General features: G+C 71.5%; 12 protein-coding genes and 2 tRNA genes. 4 read left to right on the forward strand and 10 right to left on the reverse strand.

Annotated features, from left to right (window positions below; genetic code table 11):
• Positions 1-28: 28 nt before the first annotated feature.
• Together BMY07_RS09615 and BMY07_RS09620 are read left to right on the forward strand one after the other, a co-directional pair.
• Positions 29-2,191, forward strand: a complete 2,163-nt coding sequence (locus tag BMY07_RS09615; RefSeq protein WP_092777310.1) for an RNA degradosome polyphosphate kinase — start codon at positions 29-31, stop codon at positions 2,189-2,191.
• Between the two features lie 5 nt (positions 2,192-2,196).
• Positions 2,197-3,057, forward strand: coding sequence for an NUDIX hydrolase (locus BMY07_RS09620; protein ID WP_425426256.1), 861 nt, complete (start codon positions 2,197-2,199; stop codon positions 3,055-3,057).
• Positions 3,058-3,383: 326 nt separating this feature from the next.
• On the opposite strand, the gene BMY07_RS09625 is transcribed toward BMY07_RS09620, so the two are convergent.
• The 3 genes from BMY07_RS09625 to leuC all read right to left on the reverse strand — a co-directional run bounded on the left by BMY07_RS09625 (position 3,384) and on the right by leuC (position 6,404).
• Positions 3,384-4,076, reverse strand: coding sequence for an HU family DNA-binding protein (locus BMY07_RS09625; RefSeq protein WP_092776663.1), 693 nt, complete (start codon positions 4,074-4,076; stop codon positions 3,384-3,386).
• 279 nt (positions 4,077-4,355) lie between these two features.
• Complete coding sequence (gene leuD, locus BMY07_RS09630; RefSeq protein WP_092776665.1) at positions 4,356-4,952, reverse strand: 3-isopropylmalate dehydratase small subunit; 597 nt, start codon at positions 4,950-4,952, stop codon at positions 4,356-4,358.
• A gap of 12 nt (positions 4,953-4,964) precedes the next feature.
• Positions 4,965-6,404 carry a 3-isopropylmalate dehydratase large subunit gene (gene leuC, locus BMY07_RS09635; RefSeq protein WP_092776667.1) on the reverse strand — a complete coding sequence of 480 codons (1,440 nt, stop codon included), beginning with the start codon at positions 6,402-6,404 and terminating at the stop codon, positions 4,965-4,967.
• Positions 6,405-6,467: 63 nt separating this feature from the next.
• Between leuC and BMY07_RS09640 the strand changes: the two genes are divergently transcribed.
• The gene (locus BMY07_RS09640) at positions 6,468-7,169 is read left to right on the forward strand and encodes an IclR family transcriptional regulator (protein WP_177215510.1); all 702 of its coding nucleotides are present in this window, start codon (positions 6,468-6,470) and stop codon (positions 7,167-7,169) included.
• A 592-nt stretch (positions 7,170-7,761) separates the two neighbouring features.
• On the opposite strand, the gene BMY07_RS09645 is transcribed toward BMY07_RS09640, so the two are convergent.
• The 3 genes from BMY07_RS09645 to BMY07_RS09655 form a co-directional block, all read right to left on the reverse strand.
• A tRNA-Glu gene (locus BMY07_RS09645) sits at positions 7,762-7,834 on the reverse strand.
• An 87-nt stretch (positions 7,835-7,921) separates the two neighbouring features.
• Positions 7,922-7,996, reverse strand: a tRNA-Gln gene (locus BMY07_RS09650).
• A gap of 100 nt (positions 7,997-8,096) precedes the next feature.
• Complete coding sequence (locus tag BMY07_RS09655; RefSeq protein WP_177215511.1) at positions 8,097-8,933, reverse strand: HAD family hydrolase; 837 nt, start codon at positions 8,931-8,933, stop codon at positions 8,097-8,099.
• Positions 8,934-9,511: 578 nt separating this feature from the next.
• Here BMY07_RS09655 and BMY07_RS09660 point away from each other — a divergent pair.
• Complete coding sequence (locus tag BMY07_RS09660) at positions 9,512-10,756, forward strand: FAD-dependent oxidoreductase (protein WP_092776671.1); 1,245 nt, start codon at positions 9,512-9,514, stop codon at positions 10,754-10,756.
• Between the two features lie 255 nt (positions 10,757-11,011).
• On the opposite strand, the gene BMY07_RS09665 is transcribed toward BMY07_RS09660, so the two are convergent.
• The 4 genes from BMY07_RS09665 to serA form a co-directional block, all read right to left on the reverse strand.
• Positions 11,012-11,782, reverse strand: coding sequence for a fumarylacetoacetate hydrolase family protein (locus tag BMY07_RS09665; RefSeq protein WP_092776674.1), 771 nt, complete (start codon positions 11,780-11,782; stop codon positions 11,012-11,014).
• Between the two features lie 41 nt (positions 11,783-11,823).
• On the reverse strand, positions 11,824-13,491 hold the full coding sequence (gene cimA / locus BMY07_RS09670; protein ID WP_092776676.1) for a citramalate synthase: 1,668 nt from the start codon (positions 13,489-13,491) through the stop codon (positions 11,824-11,826).
• A 300-nt stretch (positions 13,492-13,791) separates the two neighbouring features.
• Entirely contained in the window at positions 13,792-14,829 is a 1,038-nt protein-coding gene (locus tag BMY07_RS09675) for a 3-isopropylmalate dehydrogenase (RefSeq protein ID WP_092776678.1), read from the reverse strand.
• A gap of 429 nt (positions 14,830-15,258) precedes the next feature.
• Positions 15,259-16,851, reverse strand: a complete 1,593-nt coding sequence (gene serA / locus BMY07_RS09680; RefSeq protein WP_092776680.1) for a phosphoglycerate dehydrogenase — start codon at positions 16,849-16,851, stop codon at positions 15,259-15,261.
• Positions 16,852-17,196: the final 345 nt, after the last annotated feature.

Here is a 17,196-nt window from a genome sequence, read left to right on the forward strand (position 1 = left end):
GAGCGACGAGAGCAGCACGGACCAGGCCCTGCCGACCAGCGGCGACACCGACGCGACCCCGGACGCCGCCGAGGGCGCCGAGTCGCACCGGGCACCGTCCGCGCCGCCCGCGGTCACCCCGGCGGCCACCGAGACGGACCTGCCCGACGACCGCTACCTCAACCGGGAACTGTCCTGGTTGGACTTCAACGGCCGGGTGCTCGCGCTGGCCGAGGACGCCTCGCAGCCGCTGCTGGAGCGGGCCAAGTTCCTGGCCATCTTCGCCTCGAACCTCGACGAGTTCTACATGGTGCGGGTCGCGGGCCTCAAGCGCAGGAACGAGACCGGCCTGTCGGTGCGCAGCGCGGACGGGCTGACCCCGCGCGAGCAGCTGGGCTACATCTCCAAGCGCAACCAGGACCTGGTCGAGCGGCACTCCCGGGTCTTCGCCGAGCAGGTGCGCCCGGCGTTGCGGGAGCGCGGGATCAGCATCGCCAGCTGGACCGAGCTGACCGCGGACGAGCACAAGAGGTTGGCCGCGTACTACCGCGACCAGGTGTTCCCCGTGCTGACGCCGCTGGCGTTCGACCCGGCGCACCCGTTCCCCTACATCTCCGGGCTCTCGCTCAACCTCGCGGTGACGGTGCGCAACCCGGAGACCGGCCGGGAGAGCTTCGCCAGGGTCAAGGTGCCGGACAACGTGCCGCGGCTGGTGCCGATCGACCGCAGCGCCGACGAGCAGGTCGCGGTGTTCCTGCCGCTGGAGGAACTCATCGCCGCGCACCTGCCGACGTTGTTCACCGGCATGGACGTCATCGAGCAGCACGCCTTCCGGGTCACCCGCAACGCCGACCTCGAGGTCGAGGAGGACCGCGACGAGGACCTGCTCAAGGCGCTGGAACGGGAACTGGCGCAGCGCCGGTTCGGGCCGTCGGTGCGCCTGGAGGTCGCCGACGACATGAGCGAGCACATGCTCGAACTGCTGCTGCGCGAGCTGGAGGTGCACCCCAACGACGTCGTGGTGGTGCGCGGCCTGCTCGACCTGTCGTGCCTGTGGCAGCTCTACGGCGTGGACCGCAAGGAGCTCAAGGACCCGCCGTTCCGCCCCGCGACGCACCCCGCGTTCGGCGAGCGGGAGACCCCGCGCAGCATCTTCGCGACGCTGCGGGAGGGCGACGTGCTGGTGCACCACCCGTACGACTCGTTCTCCACCAGCGTGCAGCGCTTCGTCGAGCAGGCGGCAGGCGACCCGCACGTGCTGGCGATCAAGCAGACCCTGTACCGCACCTCGGGTGACTCGCCGATCGTGGACGCGCTCATCGACGCGGCCGAGGCGGGCAAGCAGGTGGTGGCGCTGGTGGAGCTCAAGGCGCGCTTCGACGAGCAGGCCAACATCAAGTGGGCGCGGCAGCTGGAGAAGGCGGGCGTGCACGTGGTCTACGGCCTGGTGGGCCTCAAGACGCACTGCAAGACCTCGCTGGTGGTGCGCCAGGAGGGGTCCACGATCCGCCGGTACTGCCACATCGGGACGGGCAACTACAACCCCAAGACCGCGCGGCTCTACGAGGACGTCGGCCTGCTCACCGCGGAGCCGTCGATCGGCGCGGACCTCACCGACCTGTTCAACGTCCTCACCGGCTACGCGCGCCAGGACGAGTACCGCAGCCTGCTGGTCGCGCCCTACGGTGTGCGGCGCGGGATCGTGGAGCGCATCGAGCGCGAGGTGTCGCTGCTGCGCGAGGGCAAGGCCGCGGGCATCCGCATCAAGATGAACTCCCTGGTGGACGAACAGGTCATCGACGCGCTGTACCGGGCGTCGCAGGCGGGTGTGCCGGTCGAGGTGGTGGTGCGCGGGATCTGCGCGCTCAAGCCGGGCATCCCCGGGCTCAGCGAGAACATCCGGGTCCGCTCGATCCTGGGCCGGTTCCTGGAGCACTCCAGGATCTTCCACTTCGTCGGCGCCGACGAGCGCTGGATCGGCAGCGCGGACATGATGCACCGCAACCTCGACCGGCGGGTGGAGGTGCAGGTCCGGGTGACCGATCCGAGGTTGACCGCCCAGTTGGACACCATCTTCGACTCCGCGCTCGACCCGTCCACCCGATGCTGGGTGCTGACCCCGGGCGGGGAGTGGGTGCCCTCCCCCGCCGACGGCAGTTCCGTGCGCGACCACCAGGCCGAGCTGCTCGCCAGCCACCACGCGCTCGGCTGAGCCCGGTGCACGTTCGGGCCGCGGGAGCGGTGCTGTGGCGACCGTCCACCGACCCCGGTGGGGCCACCGAGGTGGCGGTGGTGCACCGGCAGCGCTACGACGACTGGAGCCTGCCCAAGGGCAAGCTGGACCGGCGGGAGACCGTCCACGCCGCCGCGGTGCGGGAGGTGGCCGAGGAGACCGGGTTCGCCGCCGCGCTCGGCCGCCACCTCGCCAGGGTCGAGTACTCCGTGCCGGACGGGCACAAGACGGTCGAGTACTTCGCCGCGCGCGCTGTCAGCGGGGAGTTCGAGCCGAACGACGAGGTCGACCGGTTGCGCTGGCTGCCGGTCGACGAGGCGGCGCCGCTGCTGACCTACCCGCACGATCGGGTGGTGCTGGAGCGGTTCACCGCCGCGCCCGCGGCGACCACGACGGTCCTGCTGGTGCGGCACGCGCACGCGGGCCGCAAGCGCGAGTGGCCGGGACCCGACGACCAGCGCCCGCTGTCCGCGCTGGGACTGCGGCAGGTCGAGGCCCTGACGGGCCTGCTGCCGCTGTTCGGACCGGACCGGGTGGTGTCGGTGCCGAACCTGCGCTGCACGGCGACTGTGGCGCCGCTGGCGGCGGCGCTGGGGGTCGCGGTGGAACCCGCCCCGGAGCTGTCCGAGCCCGTGCACCGCGAGCACGGCTCGGGAACGGCGGCGCTGCTGCGGATCGCCGCCGCGGGCGGCACGCCGGTGGTGTGCAGCCAGGGCGGGGTGATCCCGGACGTGGTGACCGCGCTGACCGGTGTCTCGGATGTGCGTGCCCGCAAGGGCAGTGTCTGGGTGCTGTCCTTCGCGGGTGACCGGGTGGTCGCCGCCGACCACATCCAGACCGCCTGACACCCCACCCCGAACGGGTGCAATGGCGCCGCCGCGCCTGTTCGCCCGAAGGCCGGTGAGAACTCTCGACGGCCACGCGAAAGCGCTCCCGGCGGCCGCGGAAACCGTTGTGTGCCGCTATCCCCCGGACACCCGCGCGCAATAGTGCGCGACAGAGCAACCGAGCAGGTCAGCGCCGGTGTCGCGGTCGGACGGACCGGGGTGGACGCGGACACGCGAGAGCCCCGCACGGGGGAAGCGTGCGGGGCTCTCGCGATGTGCTCAACACCAGTGAAGACGCGACCTGAACCGCCCCGAGCGGGCCGGTCCAGGCGCCGGTGGCCGTCCTACTTCTTGGTGGCCTTGGCGGTCGCCCGAGGCGTGCTGCTCTTGGCGGCCGTCGTCTTCTTCGCGGCGGTGGTCTTCGCCGCCGCGGTGGTGGTCTTCTTCGCCGCGGTGGTCTTCGCCGCCGTGGTCTTCGGTGCCGCCGCCGCCTTGGTCGCGGTGGCCGCGGGCTTCGCCGCGGTGGCGCGGGTCCGCGTCGTCTTCGGCGCGGTGGTGGTCGCCGCCGCCGCTGCCGCGGGCTTCGCCGCCGCCGCGCGGGTGCGCGTGGTGGTGCTGCGCGTGGTCGCCGCCGCGGGCTTCGCCGCGGTCGCCCGGGTGCTCGCGGCCCGGGTCGTGGTGGCTGCCGCGCCCCGGGTGGCGGTGGTGGCGCGGGCGGTGGTGCCCGCGGTGCTCTTGGTGGCCGCGACCTTGGGCAGCTTCTTGGCCCCGCTCACGACCTCCTTGAACATCGTGCCCGCGCGGAAGGCGGGGACGTTGGTCTTCTTGACCTTCACCGTCTCGCCGGTGCGCGGGTTGCGGGCGGTGCGGGCCGCACGCGCGCGCTTCTCGAACACACCGAAGCCGGTGATGTTCACCTTCTCGCCCTTGTTGACCGTGCGAACGATCACGTCGACGAGACCGTCGACCGCAGCGCCTGCGGCCTTCTTGTCGCCAAGGCGCTCGGTCAACGCCTCGATGAGTTGGGCCTTGTTCACCCTTCAGTCCTCCGTAAGAGAGCCACACTGCCGTTCACGGCCGAATCAGCCGACTTCTGGCAAAGATAGGCCTAATGGCGCGCGATTTCCACGCGACGCGCCCGATTTTTCCTTGCCGCATGCGGGCTCCACCCCCCGCGGGGGGTCGAACCGGAGGTTTTCGGGCGTCGCGGGGGGCCGCGAACGGGGTGTGCGAGATGGGTTGTCAGGTGCGGACCGACGGTCGGCGCGGCCGGATCCCCGGTGTGCGAAGGGGATTGCGAACCGGGCGACGGCGGGTCAGGCCAGGGGTGTTGTGACAGGCAGGTAATCGGCCCTGGCCTGCTCGAACTCGTCGATCGCGGCCACTTCGCGCAGTGTCAGGCCGATGTCGTCGAGGCCCTCGAGCAGCCGCCAGCGGGTGTAGTCGTCCACCGCGAACGGCGCGGTGAAGTCCTTGGCGCGGACGGTCTTCTCCCGCAGGTCGACGGTGACCTGCGTGCCGGGCTCGGTTTCGAGCAACTTCCACAACAGTTCGATGTCGGACTGCTCCAGTTGGGCGGCGAGCAGGCCCGCCTTGCCCGCGTTGCCGCGGAAGATGTCGGCGAAGCGGGTGGAGAGCACGGCCCGGAACCCGTAGTCCGACAGCGCCCAGACCGCGTGCTCGCGGGAGGACCCGGTACCGAAGTCCGGACCGGCGACCAGCACGCTGCCTGCCCGGTAGGGCTCCTGGTTGAGCACGAAGTGCTCGTCGGAGCGCCAGGCGGCGAACAGCCCGTCCTCGAACCCGGTGCGGGTGACCCGCTTGAGGTAGACCGCCGGGATGATCTGGTCGGTGTCCACGTTGGACCGGCGCAGCGGCACCCCGACGCCGGTGTGGGTGGTGAACGGCTCCATCAGTGCTACCCCTCAGTTCTCGGCCGCTGCGGCGGTGGCCGCACCCGCGGTGACCAGGTCTTCCGGTGATGACAGGGTGCCGAGCACGGCGGTCGCGGCCGCGACCAGCGGCGACACCAGGTGGGTGCGCCCGCCCTTGCCCTGCCTGCCCTCGAAGTTGCGGTTCGATGTGGACGCGCTGCGCTCGCCGGGGGCGAGCTGGTCGGGGTTCATGCCCAGGCACATCGAGCAGCCCGCCTGCCGCCACTCGGCGCCCGCGGCGAGGAACACCTCGTGCAGGCCCTCGGCCTCCGCCTGCGCCTTGACCCGCATCGAGCCGGGCACCACGAGCATCCGCACCCCGTCGGCGACCCGGTGGCCGCGCAGCACGTCGGCGGCGGCGCGCAGGTCCTCGATGCGGCCGTTGGTGCAGGAGCCGAGGAAGACGGTGTCGACGGAGATCTCCCGCAGCGGGGTGCCCGGGACGAGGTCCATGTACGACAGGGCCTTCTCCGCGGCCACCCGCTCGTTCTCGTCGACGATCTGCTCGGGGTCGGGCACCCGCGCCGAGAGCGGCAGGCCCTGGCCGGGGTTGGTGCCCCAGGTGACGAACGGGGTCAGCTCGTCGGCGTCGAGCACGACCTCGGCGTCGAAGACCGCGCCGTCGTCGGTGCGCAGCCCGCGCCAGTCGGCGACGGCGGTGTCCCACAGCTCGCCGCTCGGCGCGTGCGGGCGGCCCTGGAGGTAGGCGAAGGTGGTGTCGTCGGGGGCGATCATCCCGGCCCGCGCGCCCGCCTCGATGGACATGTTGCAGACGGTCATCCTGGCTTCCATCGACAGCTTCTCGATGGCCTCGCCGCGGTACTCGAGCACGTAGCCCTGCCCGCCGCCGGTGCCGATCTTGGCGATGACGGCGAGGATGATGTCCTTGGCGGTGACACCGGGGCGCAGCTCGCCGGTGATGGTGACCGCCATGGTCTTGAAGGGCCGCAACGGCAGCGTCTGGGTCGCCATCACGTGCTCGACCTCGGAGGTGCCGATCCCGAACGCCAGCGCGCCGAACGCGCCGTGGGTGGAGGTGTGGCTGTCGCCGCACACCACCGTCATCCCGGGCTGGGTCAGGCCGAGCTGCGGGCCGACCACGTGCACGATGCCCTGCTCCGCGTCGCCCATCGGGTGCAGCCGCACGCCGAACTCCGCGCAGTTGCGGCGCAGCGTGTCGACCTGGGTGCGCGACACCGGATCAGCGATCGGGAGGTCGATCCCAACTGTCGGGACGTTGTGGTCCTCGGTCGCTATCGTCAGGTCGGGCCTGCGCACCGGCCGCCCGGCCAGGCGAAGACCCTCGAAGGCTTGCGGGCTGGTCACCTCGTGCACGAGGTGCAGGTCGATGTAGAGCAGGTCGGGTTCGGCACCGCTGCCCCTGCGCACGACGTGCCGGTCCCACACCTTCTCGGCGAGCGTTTTGGCCACCGCTGATCACCACTGCTTCCCACGGACTGGACTTCCCACATAACGGGAAAGTAGTATCGAGACGTGGGACAGCATAGCGGCATCGGAGTTCTGGACAAGGCAATGGCCGTACTGCAGGCGGTCGCGAAGGAGCCCTGCGGGCTGGCGGAGCTGTGCGTCAAGACCGGCCTGCCGAGGGCGACGGCGCACCGGCTCGCGGTCGGCCTCGAGGTGCATCGCCTGCTGCGCAGGGGAAGCGACGGCAGGTGGCGGCCGGGCGCCGCGCTGGCCGAGTTGGCGGGCGGCGCGACCGACCCGCTGCTGGACGCGGCGACGGCCGTGCTGCCCCGGCTGCGCGACCGCACCGGCGAGAGCGTGCAGCTCTACCGCCGCGATGGTCTACACCGGATCTGCGTGTGCTCCGCCGAGCCGCCCAGCGGCCTGCGCGACACCGTCCCGGTCGGCGCGCGGCTGCCGATGACCGCCGGTTCCGGCGCGAAGGTCCTGGCGGCGTGGGCCGATCCGGCGACGCAGCGCAGCCTGCTGGCCGACGCGGTCTTCGGCGAGCGCGCGCTGCTGGAGGTGCGCCGCCGCGGGTGGGCCCAGAGCGTGGCTGAGCGCGAACCTGGTGTGGCCAGCGTTTCCGCGCCGGTGCGGGATGCTTCGGGGGCGGTGGTGGCGGCTGTCTCGGTGTCCGGGCCCATTGATCGGATGGGGCGGCGGCCTGGGTCGCGGTGGGCGGCGGACCTGTTGGCTGCGGCGGACGCGCTGCAGAACCGGCTCTAGCCCTTCACCTTCTCCCCACCCCTCACGCCTGCGGCCCACCTCCGCAGGCGTTTCTCTTTACCTTGGGGCAAGGGACACTGCTCGCCTTCGGCATCGCGGGGGTGACGGCTCGCCTTCGGCATTGCACTGGAGCGCGAGTTACGAGCCAAGCTCGATGCGGCGAACTCGTTTTGCGCGGGGCCCCGACAGCACCCGTGGCAGGACCGCAAAGCAGGGGCCGAAAAGCATGGCCCTGTCCGCGAACGACGCTACGGCCACTGCTCCCCCACACAAAACAAGTCCGCCCCATCGAGCCGACTTGGCACCAGCGACTCCGAGGAGCGCTTTCGGACCAACGTTGCAGAGGGGCACGTGGGGACCAACGCCTGTGAGGGGCACGTTGGGGCCAACGTCTGTGAGGGCCGGGTGGTTGGCCAACGTTGCTTGGGCCTGCCGCTTGTGATCTTTCCGTCCTCGACCCACATCCACCGCCCGGTGCGCACACCCGCAACCACCGCACCGTGGGGGTCTGGGGGTCGCCCCCCAGGTGTAATGACGAAAGAGGCCCGCAAGGATGCACAAGCATCCGAGCAGGCCTCTTCCACCTCTTACGTAGCCCCGACGGGATTCGAACCCGCGCTACCGCCTTGAGAGGGCGGCGTCCTAGGCCGCTAGACGACGGGGCCAGGAACTTTCGTATTCAGTTGTGTGGAACTGGTGGTGCTTGGCGTTTCCGCCGGGAGAGACTCTAGCAGGGTGATCTTTTGTCTCTCTGGCTGGGGTACCAGGACTCGAACCTAGACTAACTGAACCAGAATCAGTCGTGCTGCCAATTACACCATACCCCAATGGCTCGCCGAGTTGCGCTGGTCCCGCGAGGGGTCCAGGGCGTTCCTGCGTGCCGGGGAAGATGTTAGACCACAACCCCGGTGATCGAGAAATCGACCCCTACCGTCGGGGGACGGGGAGGGTGGAGGTGCTGGTCACGGTGGGTGTGCGGTACTCGGTGACCAGGAGGGCGGGCAGGTCGGCGAGGGTGTCGATGACGGGGATGCCGGGGGTGGGTGGGGCGGGGGTGTGGGCGCGGTCGAGCCAGATGCCGTGCAGGCCCGCGTCGCGGGCGCCCTGGGCGTCGTGGTCGAGGCGGTCGCCGATGTGGGCGGTGGTGGCGGGGGTGACGCCGAGTCGGTCGCAGGCGGTGTGGAAGATCACGGGGTCCGGTTTGGCCGCGCCGAGCTCGCCCGCGCTGACGACGGCGTCGAAGAAGCGCTCCAGGCCGAGGCTCGCGAGGCGCTCGCGCTGGCGGGGGCCGGAGGCGTTGGTGACCGCGGCCAGGCGCAGACCGGCGGCGCGCAGCCAGTCCAGGCAGGGCACCACGTCGGGGAAGGGGCGCCAGGCGCGGCTCATCTGGGCGAGGCGGCGGTCCTCGAGCGCGGCGACGGTATCGTCGTCGAGGTCGCGCCCGAGGTCGGCGAGGAAGGCCTTGGTGCGGGCGTGGCGCATCGCGTCGTAGTCGAGCTCGCCCGCCACGCACAGCGCGCTGTGCTCCTCGGTGACCCGCTGCCAGGCGGGCCACAGGTCGTCGCCGCCGACCGGGACCAGGCCGATCGGGACCGAGCCGATCACCACCGAGAGCGCGGAGCGGGCCGAGCCGGTGAAGTCGATCAGGGTGTCGTCGATGTCCAGGCAGATCGCGTCGATCGCCGGCGGCTCGTGCCCGCTGTTGGCCACCACCCGCCCAGGACCGGCTGATGTGGACGGTGCTGGCACGAGCGCGGAAGTCATCCAGCGAGGCTAGATCTCCGAGCGCGCCCGCCGATTCGTCTGCCCAGGTGATGTTTGGGCTTCTGACACGGTCAAGCGCGAAGCCCGCGGTACAGAGCCAAATCCCCGTTAATCGCGCCGCGGTCCGCGCTCGTTACGCGGCGTCCGCCGGGCAATCGGGTGAGAGGGCGATCACCCTCGGCCAACACCGCGGCCCCGACCTGGTGCGGACACCGTACGGGGTGGCCCGCCCGCGCGAACAGGGCCGAAAGCCTTGTGCCGCTTGGCTGTCCAGGCCCGCCGGACAGCACCTCCCGGCCCGCGACCGGATCGGGGTTCGCCACCAGCGCGGTCACCCAAAGGAAGCGGGCGACTGCGCGCCGCCACCACTGTCCACTGTGGCCATTTGGCGCGCCCGCCACCACCACCTCGGTCGTCGAGGTGACCAACAGCGGACACCGGCGGGTCCCGGGTGGACACTTCCCGGCCGCCCGACCTGGTCCGCGGCGGTTGACCCGAACAGCCGATCCCGCTTGACCGGCGGGCGCGGCGGGTGCATGCTCGTCTTATTCAACCAGTGTTGAAATCGGGGAGGGGTCATGGGAGCGACAACCAGGACGACGGCGTGCGTGGTCGGCGGCGGGCCCGCGGGGATGGTGCTGGGGCTGCTGCTGGCGCGCGGCGGCGTCGAGGTGACGGTGCTGGAGAAGCACGGGGACTTCCTGCGCGACTTCCGCGGCGACACGGTCCACCCGCCCACGCTCGACCTGCTCGACGACCTCGGCCTGGGACCGGCTTTCCGCGCGCTGCCGCACCGGCTCGTCGAGCAGGTGCAGGTGCCCTTCCGCGGCGGCGCGCTGCGGGTGGCCAACCTCAAGGCGCTGCGCGGGCCGAACAACCACATCGCGATGGTCCCGCAGTGGGACCTGCTCGACCTGCTGGCGGGCGCGGCGGCCGAGGAGCCCACCTTCACCCTGCGGCGCAACACCGAGGCCGTCGGCCTGCGCTGGAGCGGCCGCAAGGTCACCGGCGTCGACTACCGCACCAGCGACGGCGACACCGGCGCGGTCGAGGCCGACCTGGTGATCGCCTGCGACGGGCGGGGGTCGCGGCTGCGCGCCGAGGCGCACCTGGTGCCCAAGTCGTTCACCACGCCGATGGACGTGTGGTGGTTCCGGGTGCCGCGCGCCGAGAGCGACCCGGCGGGCATCGTGCCGGTGCTCAGCCCGCGGCGGGCGAGCGTGCTGATCGACCGCGGCGACTACTGGCAGGTGGCCACGCTGATCCCCAAGGGCTCGGACCCGGTGGCGCGCAACGGGCCGGTGACCGACCTGCTGCGGGACCTGGCGGCCGTGCTGCCGTGGCTGGCCGACCGGGTCGACGCGGTAGGCTCGTGGGACGAGGTGAAGACGCTGGACGTGAAGCTCGACCGGCTCACCCGCTGGCACGTCGACGGGCTGCTCTGCCTCGGTGACGCCGCGCACGCCATGTCACCGGCGGGCGGGGTCGGGATCAACCTGGCGGTGCAGGACGCGGTGGCCGCCGCCGCGGTGCTGGCCAGGCCGCTGCGCGCGGGCACGGTGTCCACTTCGGACCTGGCGCGGGTGCGGCGCAGGCGGCTGCTGCCGACGGTGCTGGTGCAGACCATGCAGCGGGTCATCCACGAGAAGGCGCTGCGCCCCGCGCTGGAGGGCCGGGTCGACATCGCGGGGTCGACCAAGCCGCCGCTGGCGCTGCGGGTGATGGCGCGGGTGCCGCTGCTGCAGTGGCTGCCCGCGCAGCTCGTCGGGCGGGGTGTGATCACCGAGTCGACGCCGGACTTCGCCCGCAGGGCAGCTCGCTGAGCTGGAATCCACCCAGACGGGTGACTTCTCCCTCTAGCTGGAGTGCGCGGGCTGGGTGGGGTGGTCGGGTGCGTCGTCTGGCTGGGGGTGGGGGGCTCGATGGGGCGGACTTGTTTCGCGCGGGGCCCCTACGACACCCGTGGCAGGACCGCAAAGCAGGGGCCGAAAAGCATGGCCCTGTCCGCGAACGACGCTACGGGCGCCGTCCCCCCACGCGAAACAAGTCCGCCCCATCGAGCATCTGGGTGGGCTTGGTCAGCGGTTGGCGACGGGGTTGGTGAGCGTGCCTAGGCCCTCGATGGTGACCGCGACCTCTTGGCCGGCGGTGATCGGGCCCACGCCTGCCGGGGTGCCGGTGAGGATGACGTCGCCGGGGAGCAGGGTCATGACATGGGAGATCCACTCGATGACGCTGGGGATGTCGTGCAGCAGCAGCGAGGTGCGCGAGTCCTGCTTGAGCTCGCCGTCGACGGTGGTGCGCAGGCGCAGGTCGTCGGCGTCGACGCCGGTGGTGATCCAGGGGCCGAGCGGGCAGAACGTGTCGTGCCCCTTCGCCCTGGTCCACTGGCCGTCGGCGTGCTGCTGGTCGCGCGCGGTGACGTCGTTGGCGATCGTGTAGCCGAGCACCACGTCCTTGGCCCGCGCGGCGGGCACGTCCCGGCACGGCATCCCGATGACCACCGCCAACTCCCCCTCGAAGTCCACACGGGACGAGTCGGGCGGCAGCTTGACCGCCGCACCCGGCCCGATGACGGTGGTGGACGGCTTGAGGAAGATCACCGGGTTGGCGGGCGCCTGCCCACCCATCTCCTTCGCGTGGTCGGCGTAGTTCTTGCCGACGCACACGACCTTGCTCGGCAGGATCGGCGCCAACAACCTGGTGTCGGCCAGCGGCCACCGCCGCCCGGTGAACGTGGGCTTGCCGAACGGGTGCTCGGCGACCTCGGCAGCGACCTCGGCCCCCTCATCCCCCTCGACAGTGACAAACGCGACGCCATCAGGATGGGCAATTCGAGCGATACGCACGTCCCCACCCTAAGCCCAACCGCCGAGGCCGGTTCCGCGGCTCAAGAAGAGAGGGTGGCGCGGACGCGCATCGCCTTGTGGGCCAGTGCGTCGCACAGGGCCAGCCAGCTCGCCTCGACGATGTTCCCGTGCACGCCGACGGTGGTCCACTCGCGTTCGCGGTCGGAGGACTGGACCAGGACCCTGGTGACGGCGTCGGTGCCGTGGTCGGTGCCCCGGGGGCCGCCGCCGGAGGTGAGGATGCGGACCTTGTAGTCGGTGAGCTCCACCTCGTCGAGCCACGGCAGGTGCGGCGACAGGGCCGTGCGCAGGGCGGCGTCGAGTGCGTGCACCGGGCCGTTGCCCTCCGCGGTGGCGATGACCCGCTGGCCGTTGACCCTGACCTTCACCGTCGCCTCGGACACCACCGAGCCGTCGCGGTCGTGGTCGAGGATGACCCGGTAGGACTCCAGTTCGAACGGGGTGACCGGGTCGGCCTCGGTGGGGTCGATGCCCGCGATCTCCTCGCGCAGCAGCAGTTCGAAGGAGGCGTCCGCCGCCTCGAACGACCAGCCGCGCGCCTCCAGGTCCTTGACCTTGCGCAGCGCGTTGGTGACCGCTTCCGGCCTGCCTGCCAGGTCAACCCCGAGCTCGTGTCCCTTGAGCTCGAGGCTGGCCCGACCGGCCATCTCGGTGACCAGGACCCGCATGTCGTTGCCGACGGTGACCGGATCGAGGTGGTTGTAGAGCACCGGGTCGACCTTGATCGCGCTCGCGTGCAGGCCCGCCTTGTGGGCGAAGGCCGACGACCCGACATAGGCCTGGTGGGTGTCGGGTGCGATGTTGGCGATCTCGGCAAGGGCATGGGAGACCCGGGTCAGCTCGGCGAGCGCGCCGGTGGGCAACGCGTCGATGCCGAGCTTGGTCACGAGATTGCCGATGACGGCGAACAGGTCGGCGTTGCCTGCCCGTTCGCCGTAGCCGTTCGCGGTGCACTGGACGTGGCTCGCGCCAGCCTGTACCGCCGCGACGCTGTTGGCCACCGCGCAGGACGTGTCGTCCTGGCAGTGGATGCCCACCCGGAACCCGGTGCGGGCGATGACCTCGCCGACGGTCTCGGCGAGGCCCAGCGGCAACTGGCCGCCGTTGGTGTCGCACAGCACGGCCACGTCCGCGCCGGACTCCATCGCGGCGGTGAGGACCCGCAGCGAGGTGTCCGGGTCGAAGGCGTAGCCGTCGAAGAAGTGCTCGGCGTCGAGGAACACCCTGCGGCCCTCGGCGACCAGGAACGCCACGGTGTCGCGCACCATGGCCACCGCCTCGGCCACGTCGGTGCGCAGCGCGCGCTCGATGTGCCTGCGGTCGGACTTGGCCACCAGGGTCACCACGGGCGCCTGGGAGTCGAGCAGCCCGCGCACCTGCGGGTCCTGCGCGGCGGTGGTGCCCGCGCGCCTGGTCGAGCCGAACGCGACGAGCGCGGCGTGGCGCAGGTCCAGCTCCCCCGCCGCGGCGCGGGCGAAGAACTCGGTGTCCTTGGGCATCGCGCCCGGCCAGCCGCCCTCGATGAACCCCACGCCGAGCCCGTCCAGCAGCCGCGCCACGGCGAGCTTGTCGGCCACCGAGTAGGAGATGCCCTCCCGCTGGGCGCCGTCGCGCAGGGTCGTGTCGTAGACGTGGAAGGTGTCGCCGAGCGGGGTGCCCGCGGGAACCGATCGGGCTGGGCTGGTCACGGTGCTGCGCTCCTTGGTGCTGCCGGGTTCTCGGGTGGGCGGTGGGGATTCCTGGCAAACAAAAAGACCCCCCGCGAAGGTGCGAGAGGTCTGCGCGCTGGGCTCGGAAGAGGAGCTACCCAGCGCGCCGGTCAATAATGATGACAACGGAAGCCATGCACCGATAGTGGCACAGTGGACTCGCCCCGGTCCACTCCACGGACCCGCCGTCCCATCGACTGGGAGCGGTTAGTGGCCGCAAACGCCGACGGCCGCCCCGGCAGGACCGGGGCGGCCGTCGCGCGTGGATCGAGTGCTTCCCTAGCCGGTCTTGGCGTTCGACGAGACCAGCGCGGCCAACCGGTCGCCGATGGCGAAGGTGCCGCCGGGCGAGCCGTGGTCGCGGGTGGCCAGGTCGAAGGCGACCGAGGCCTCGATGCGCCTGGCCGCCTCCACCTCGCCGAGGTGGTCGAGCAGCAGCGCCACCGACAGCACGGCGGCGGTCGGGTCGGCGATGCCCTGGCCCGCGATGTCCGGCGCGCTGCCGTGCACCGGCTCGAACATGCTCGGGTTGCGCCGGGTGATGTCGAGGTTGCCGCTGGCGGCCAGCCCGATGCCCCCGGTCACGGCCGCGGCCAGGTCGGTGAGGATGTCGCCGAAGAGGTTGTCGGTGACGATCACGTCGAACCTGGTCGGGTCGGTGACCATGTGGATGGTGGTCGCGTCGACGTGCTGGTAGGCCACCGTCACGTCGGGGTGCTGCAGCGACACCTCCTCCACCACCCGCGACCACAGCGAACCCGCGTGGGTCAGCACGTTCGTCTTGTGGACGAGCGTGAGGTGCTTGCGGGGGCGGGCGGAGGCGCGGGTGAACGCGTCGCGCACCACCCGCTCGACGCCGAAGGAGGTGTTGACGCTCACCTCGGTGGCGATCTCGTGCGGAGTGTCCTTTCGCAACAGTCCACCGTTGCCAGCGTAGAGGCCCTCGGTCCCCTCCCTGACGACGATCATGTCGATCTCGCCTGGGTCGGCGATCGGGCTCTTCACGCCGGGGTAGAGGCGCGCCGGGCGCAGGTTCACGTGGTGGTCGAGCTCGAAGCGCAGCCGCAGCAGCAGGCCGCGCTCGAGGATGCCGCTGGGCACCGAGGGGTCCCCGACCGCGCCGAGCAGGATCGCGTCGTGCTCGCGCAACTCGGCGAGCACGGACTCCGGCAGCAGCTCCCCGGTCGCGTGCCACCGCGCCGCGCCGAGGTCGTATCGGGTGATCTCCGCGGTCGGAACGACCTCACCGAGCACCTTCAGTGCCTCGGCGATCACTTCCGGCCCGATCCCGTCACCTGGGATCACCGCGAGCCGCATGCACACACCTCCCGGATATCGGCCCGAACTGTCAGGGCCTGGTAGTCGAGGGAAGGCTACCGGGAAGTCGTCCGGTCGCCGCATCTCGCCACCCCTCTGGGTGGCGATTCGTGGTCACAGCGCCCCCCGGCTGACACGAACGGTGCCCGGATCGGTTGTCGACCAACCGATCCGGGCACCGTTCACCGCGTGCCGGGCGTCCCAGCCCGTGGACGACCCGGGCGCGCCGCGGAGCTGGTAGTAGGTGAGGCCCGCTCAGCCGAAGTCGACCGAGCGCACTGTGTTCTCCCCGGGGTCGAGCAGGAGGGCAGGCTCAGCCGAAGTCGACCGAGCGCACTGTGTTCTCCCCGGGGTCGAGCAGGAGGGCAGGCTCAGCCGAAGTCGACCGAGCGCACTGTGTTCTCCCCGGGGTCGAGCAGGAGGGCAGGCTCAGCCGAAGTCGACGGAGCGCACAAGGGTGGCGCCGACCGAGGCGCCGATGGACTCCAGCACCGACTGGTCGACCACCCGGTCCACCCGCAGCAGCATCACCGCGTCGCCGCCGGAGGTCTGGCTGATCTGCGCGGCGTCGATGTTGATGCCGGTCTCGCCGAGCAGGGTGCCGACGGTGCCCATCACGCCCGGGCGCTCCGGGTACTCCAGCAGCAGCACGACGCCCTCGGCGCGCAGGTCGAAGGACCTGCCGTGCACCTCGACCAGCTTCTCCACCTGGCCGAGGCCGGACAGGGTGCCGCTGACGGTCACCACCGAGGCGTCCGGGTAGACCCCGCGCAGGGTCACCACGCTGCGGTGGTTGAGGCTCTCGCTCTCCTTGGCGACCTCGACGGTCACCCCGAGGGTCTCGGCCAGGCGCGGCGCGTTCACGAACGTCACCTGGTCCTCGACGATGCCCGCGAACACCCCGCGCAGCGCGGCGAGCGGCAGGATCGAGACGTCCTCAGTGGACAGTTCGCCGCGGACGAGCACGGTGATCGAGGTGGGCGCCTTGCCGCCGAGCGCGGAGAGCACGGTGCCCAGCTTCTGCACCAGCGGCAGGTACGGGCGGACCTCCTCGCCGACGGCGCCACCGGCCACGTTGACCGCGTCCGGGACGAAGTCGCCGCGCAGCGCCAACCGCACCGAGTGCGCCACGTCGGTGCCCGCGCGGTCCTGCGCCTCGCCGGTGGAGGCGCCCAGGTGCGGGGTCACGACGATGCCGGGCACGCCGAACAGCACGCTTTCGGTGGTGGGCTCCTGGGTGAACACGTCCACGCCCGCGCCGCCGACCTGGCCGCTGCGCACCGCGTCGACCAGCGCGTCCTCGTCGATCAGACCACCGCGGGCGGCGTTGACGATGAGCACGCCGCGCTTGGTCTTGGCCAGCGCGTCGGCGTTGATCAGGCCCTTGGTCTCCGGGGTCTTGGGCAGGTGCACGGAGATGACGTCGGCGCGGGCCAGCAGCTCGTCGAGCTCGACCAGCTCGATGCCCAGCTGCGCGGCGCGCGCGGCGGAGGCGTACGGGTCGTAGGCGATGAGGGTGGTGCCGAACCCGGCCAGGCGCTGGGCGAACAGCTGCCCGATCTTGCCGAGTCCGACGACGCCCACGGTCTTGCCGAGCAGCTCGACACCGGAGAACGCGCCGCGCTTCCAGGTCCGATCCTGCAGCGTCTGGTTCGCGGCCGGGATCTGGCGGGCGACCGCGAGCAGCAGCGCGACGGCGTGCTCGGCGGCGGAGACGATGTTGGAGGTGGGCGCGTTGACGACCAGCACCCCCCGGTCGGTCGCGGCGGGCACGTCGACGTTGTCGAGGCCGACCCCGGCGCGGGCCACCACCTTGAGCGTGTCGGTCGCCTTGAGCACCTCGGCGTCGACCTGGGTGGCCGAGCGCACCAGCAGCGCGTCCGCGCCGGACACCGCGGCCAACAGCGCGGGGCGGTCGGTGCCGTCGACCTGGCGGACCTCGAACTCCGCGCCGAACACCTCCAACACGGACGGCGCGAGCTTCTCGGCGATGAGGACGACGGGGCGGCTCGTACTGGTCACGCTGCGGCTCCTGGGCTGGCTCGGCGAGGGACGTGGTTACGGCGCTGTAACCCAAGGCAGCTCAGTCTAGGCGCGCCACTGAACCGTTCAACCCGAGGGTGAGGCAGGTGACATGGCAGTGTTTCGCCACCCCCCGCTCACTCCCCGATGACGGGCGGAGCGGTGAACTCGTCGTTGCCGAACATCTCGTCGTCGTCCCCCTCGACCAGGTACGCAGGCCGCTTGCGCACCTGATCCTTGACGGTCGGCAGATCATCAGGCTGAGCCGGCCGCAGCGGCATGGGCGTGCTGCCGGTGGGGTAGCCCCCGGACCCGGTCGGGCCGAAACCCCCCTGCCCGAACGCC

The organism is Actinokineospora terrae (assembly GCF_900111175.1).
Taxonomy (GTDB): Bacteria; Actinomycetota; Actinomycetes; order Mycobacteriales; family Pseudonocardiaceae; genus Actinokineospora; species Actinokineospora terrae.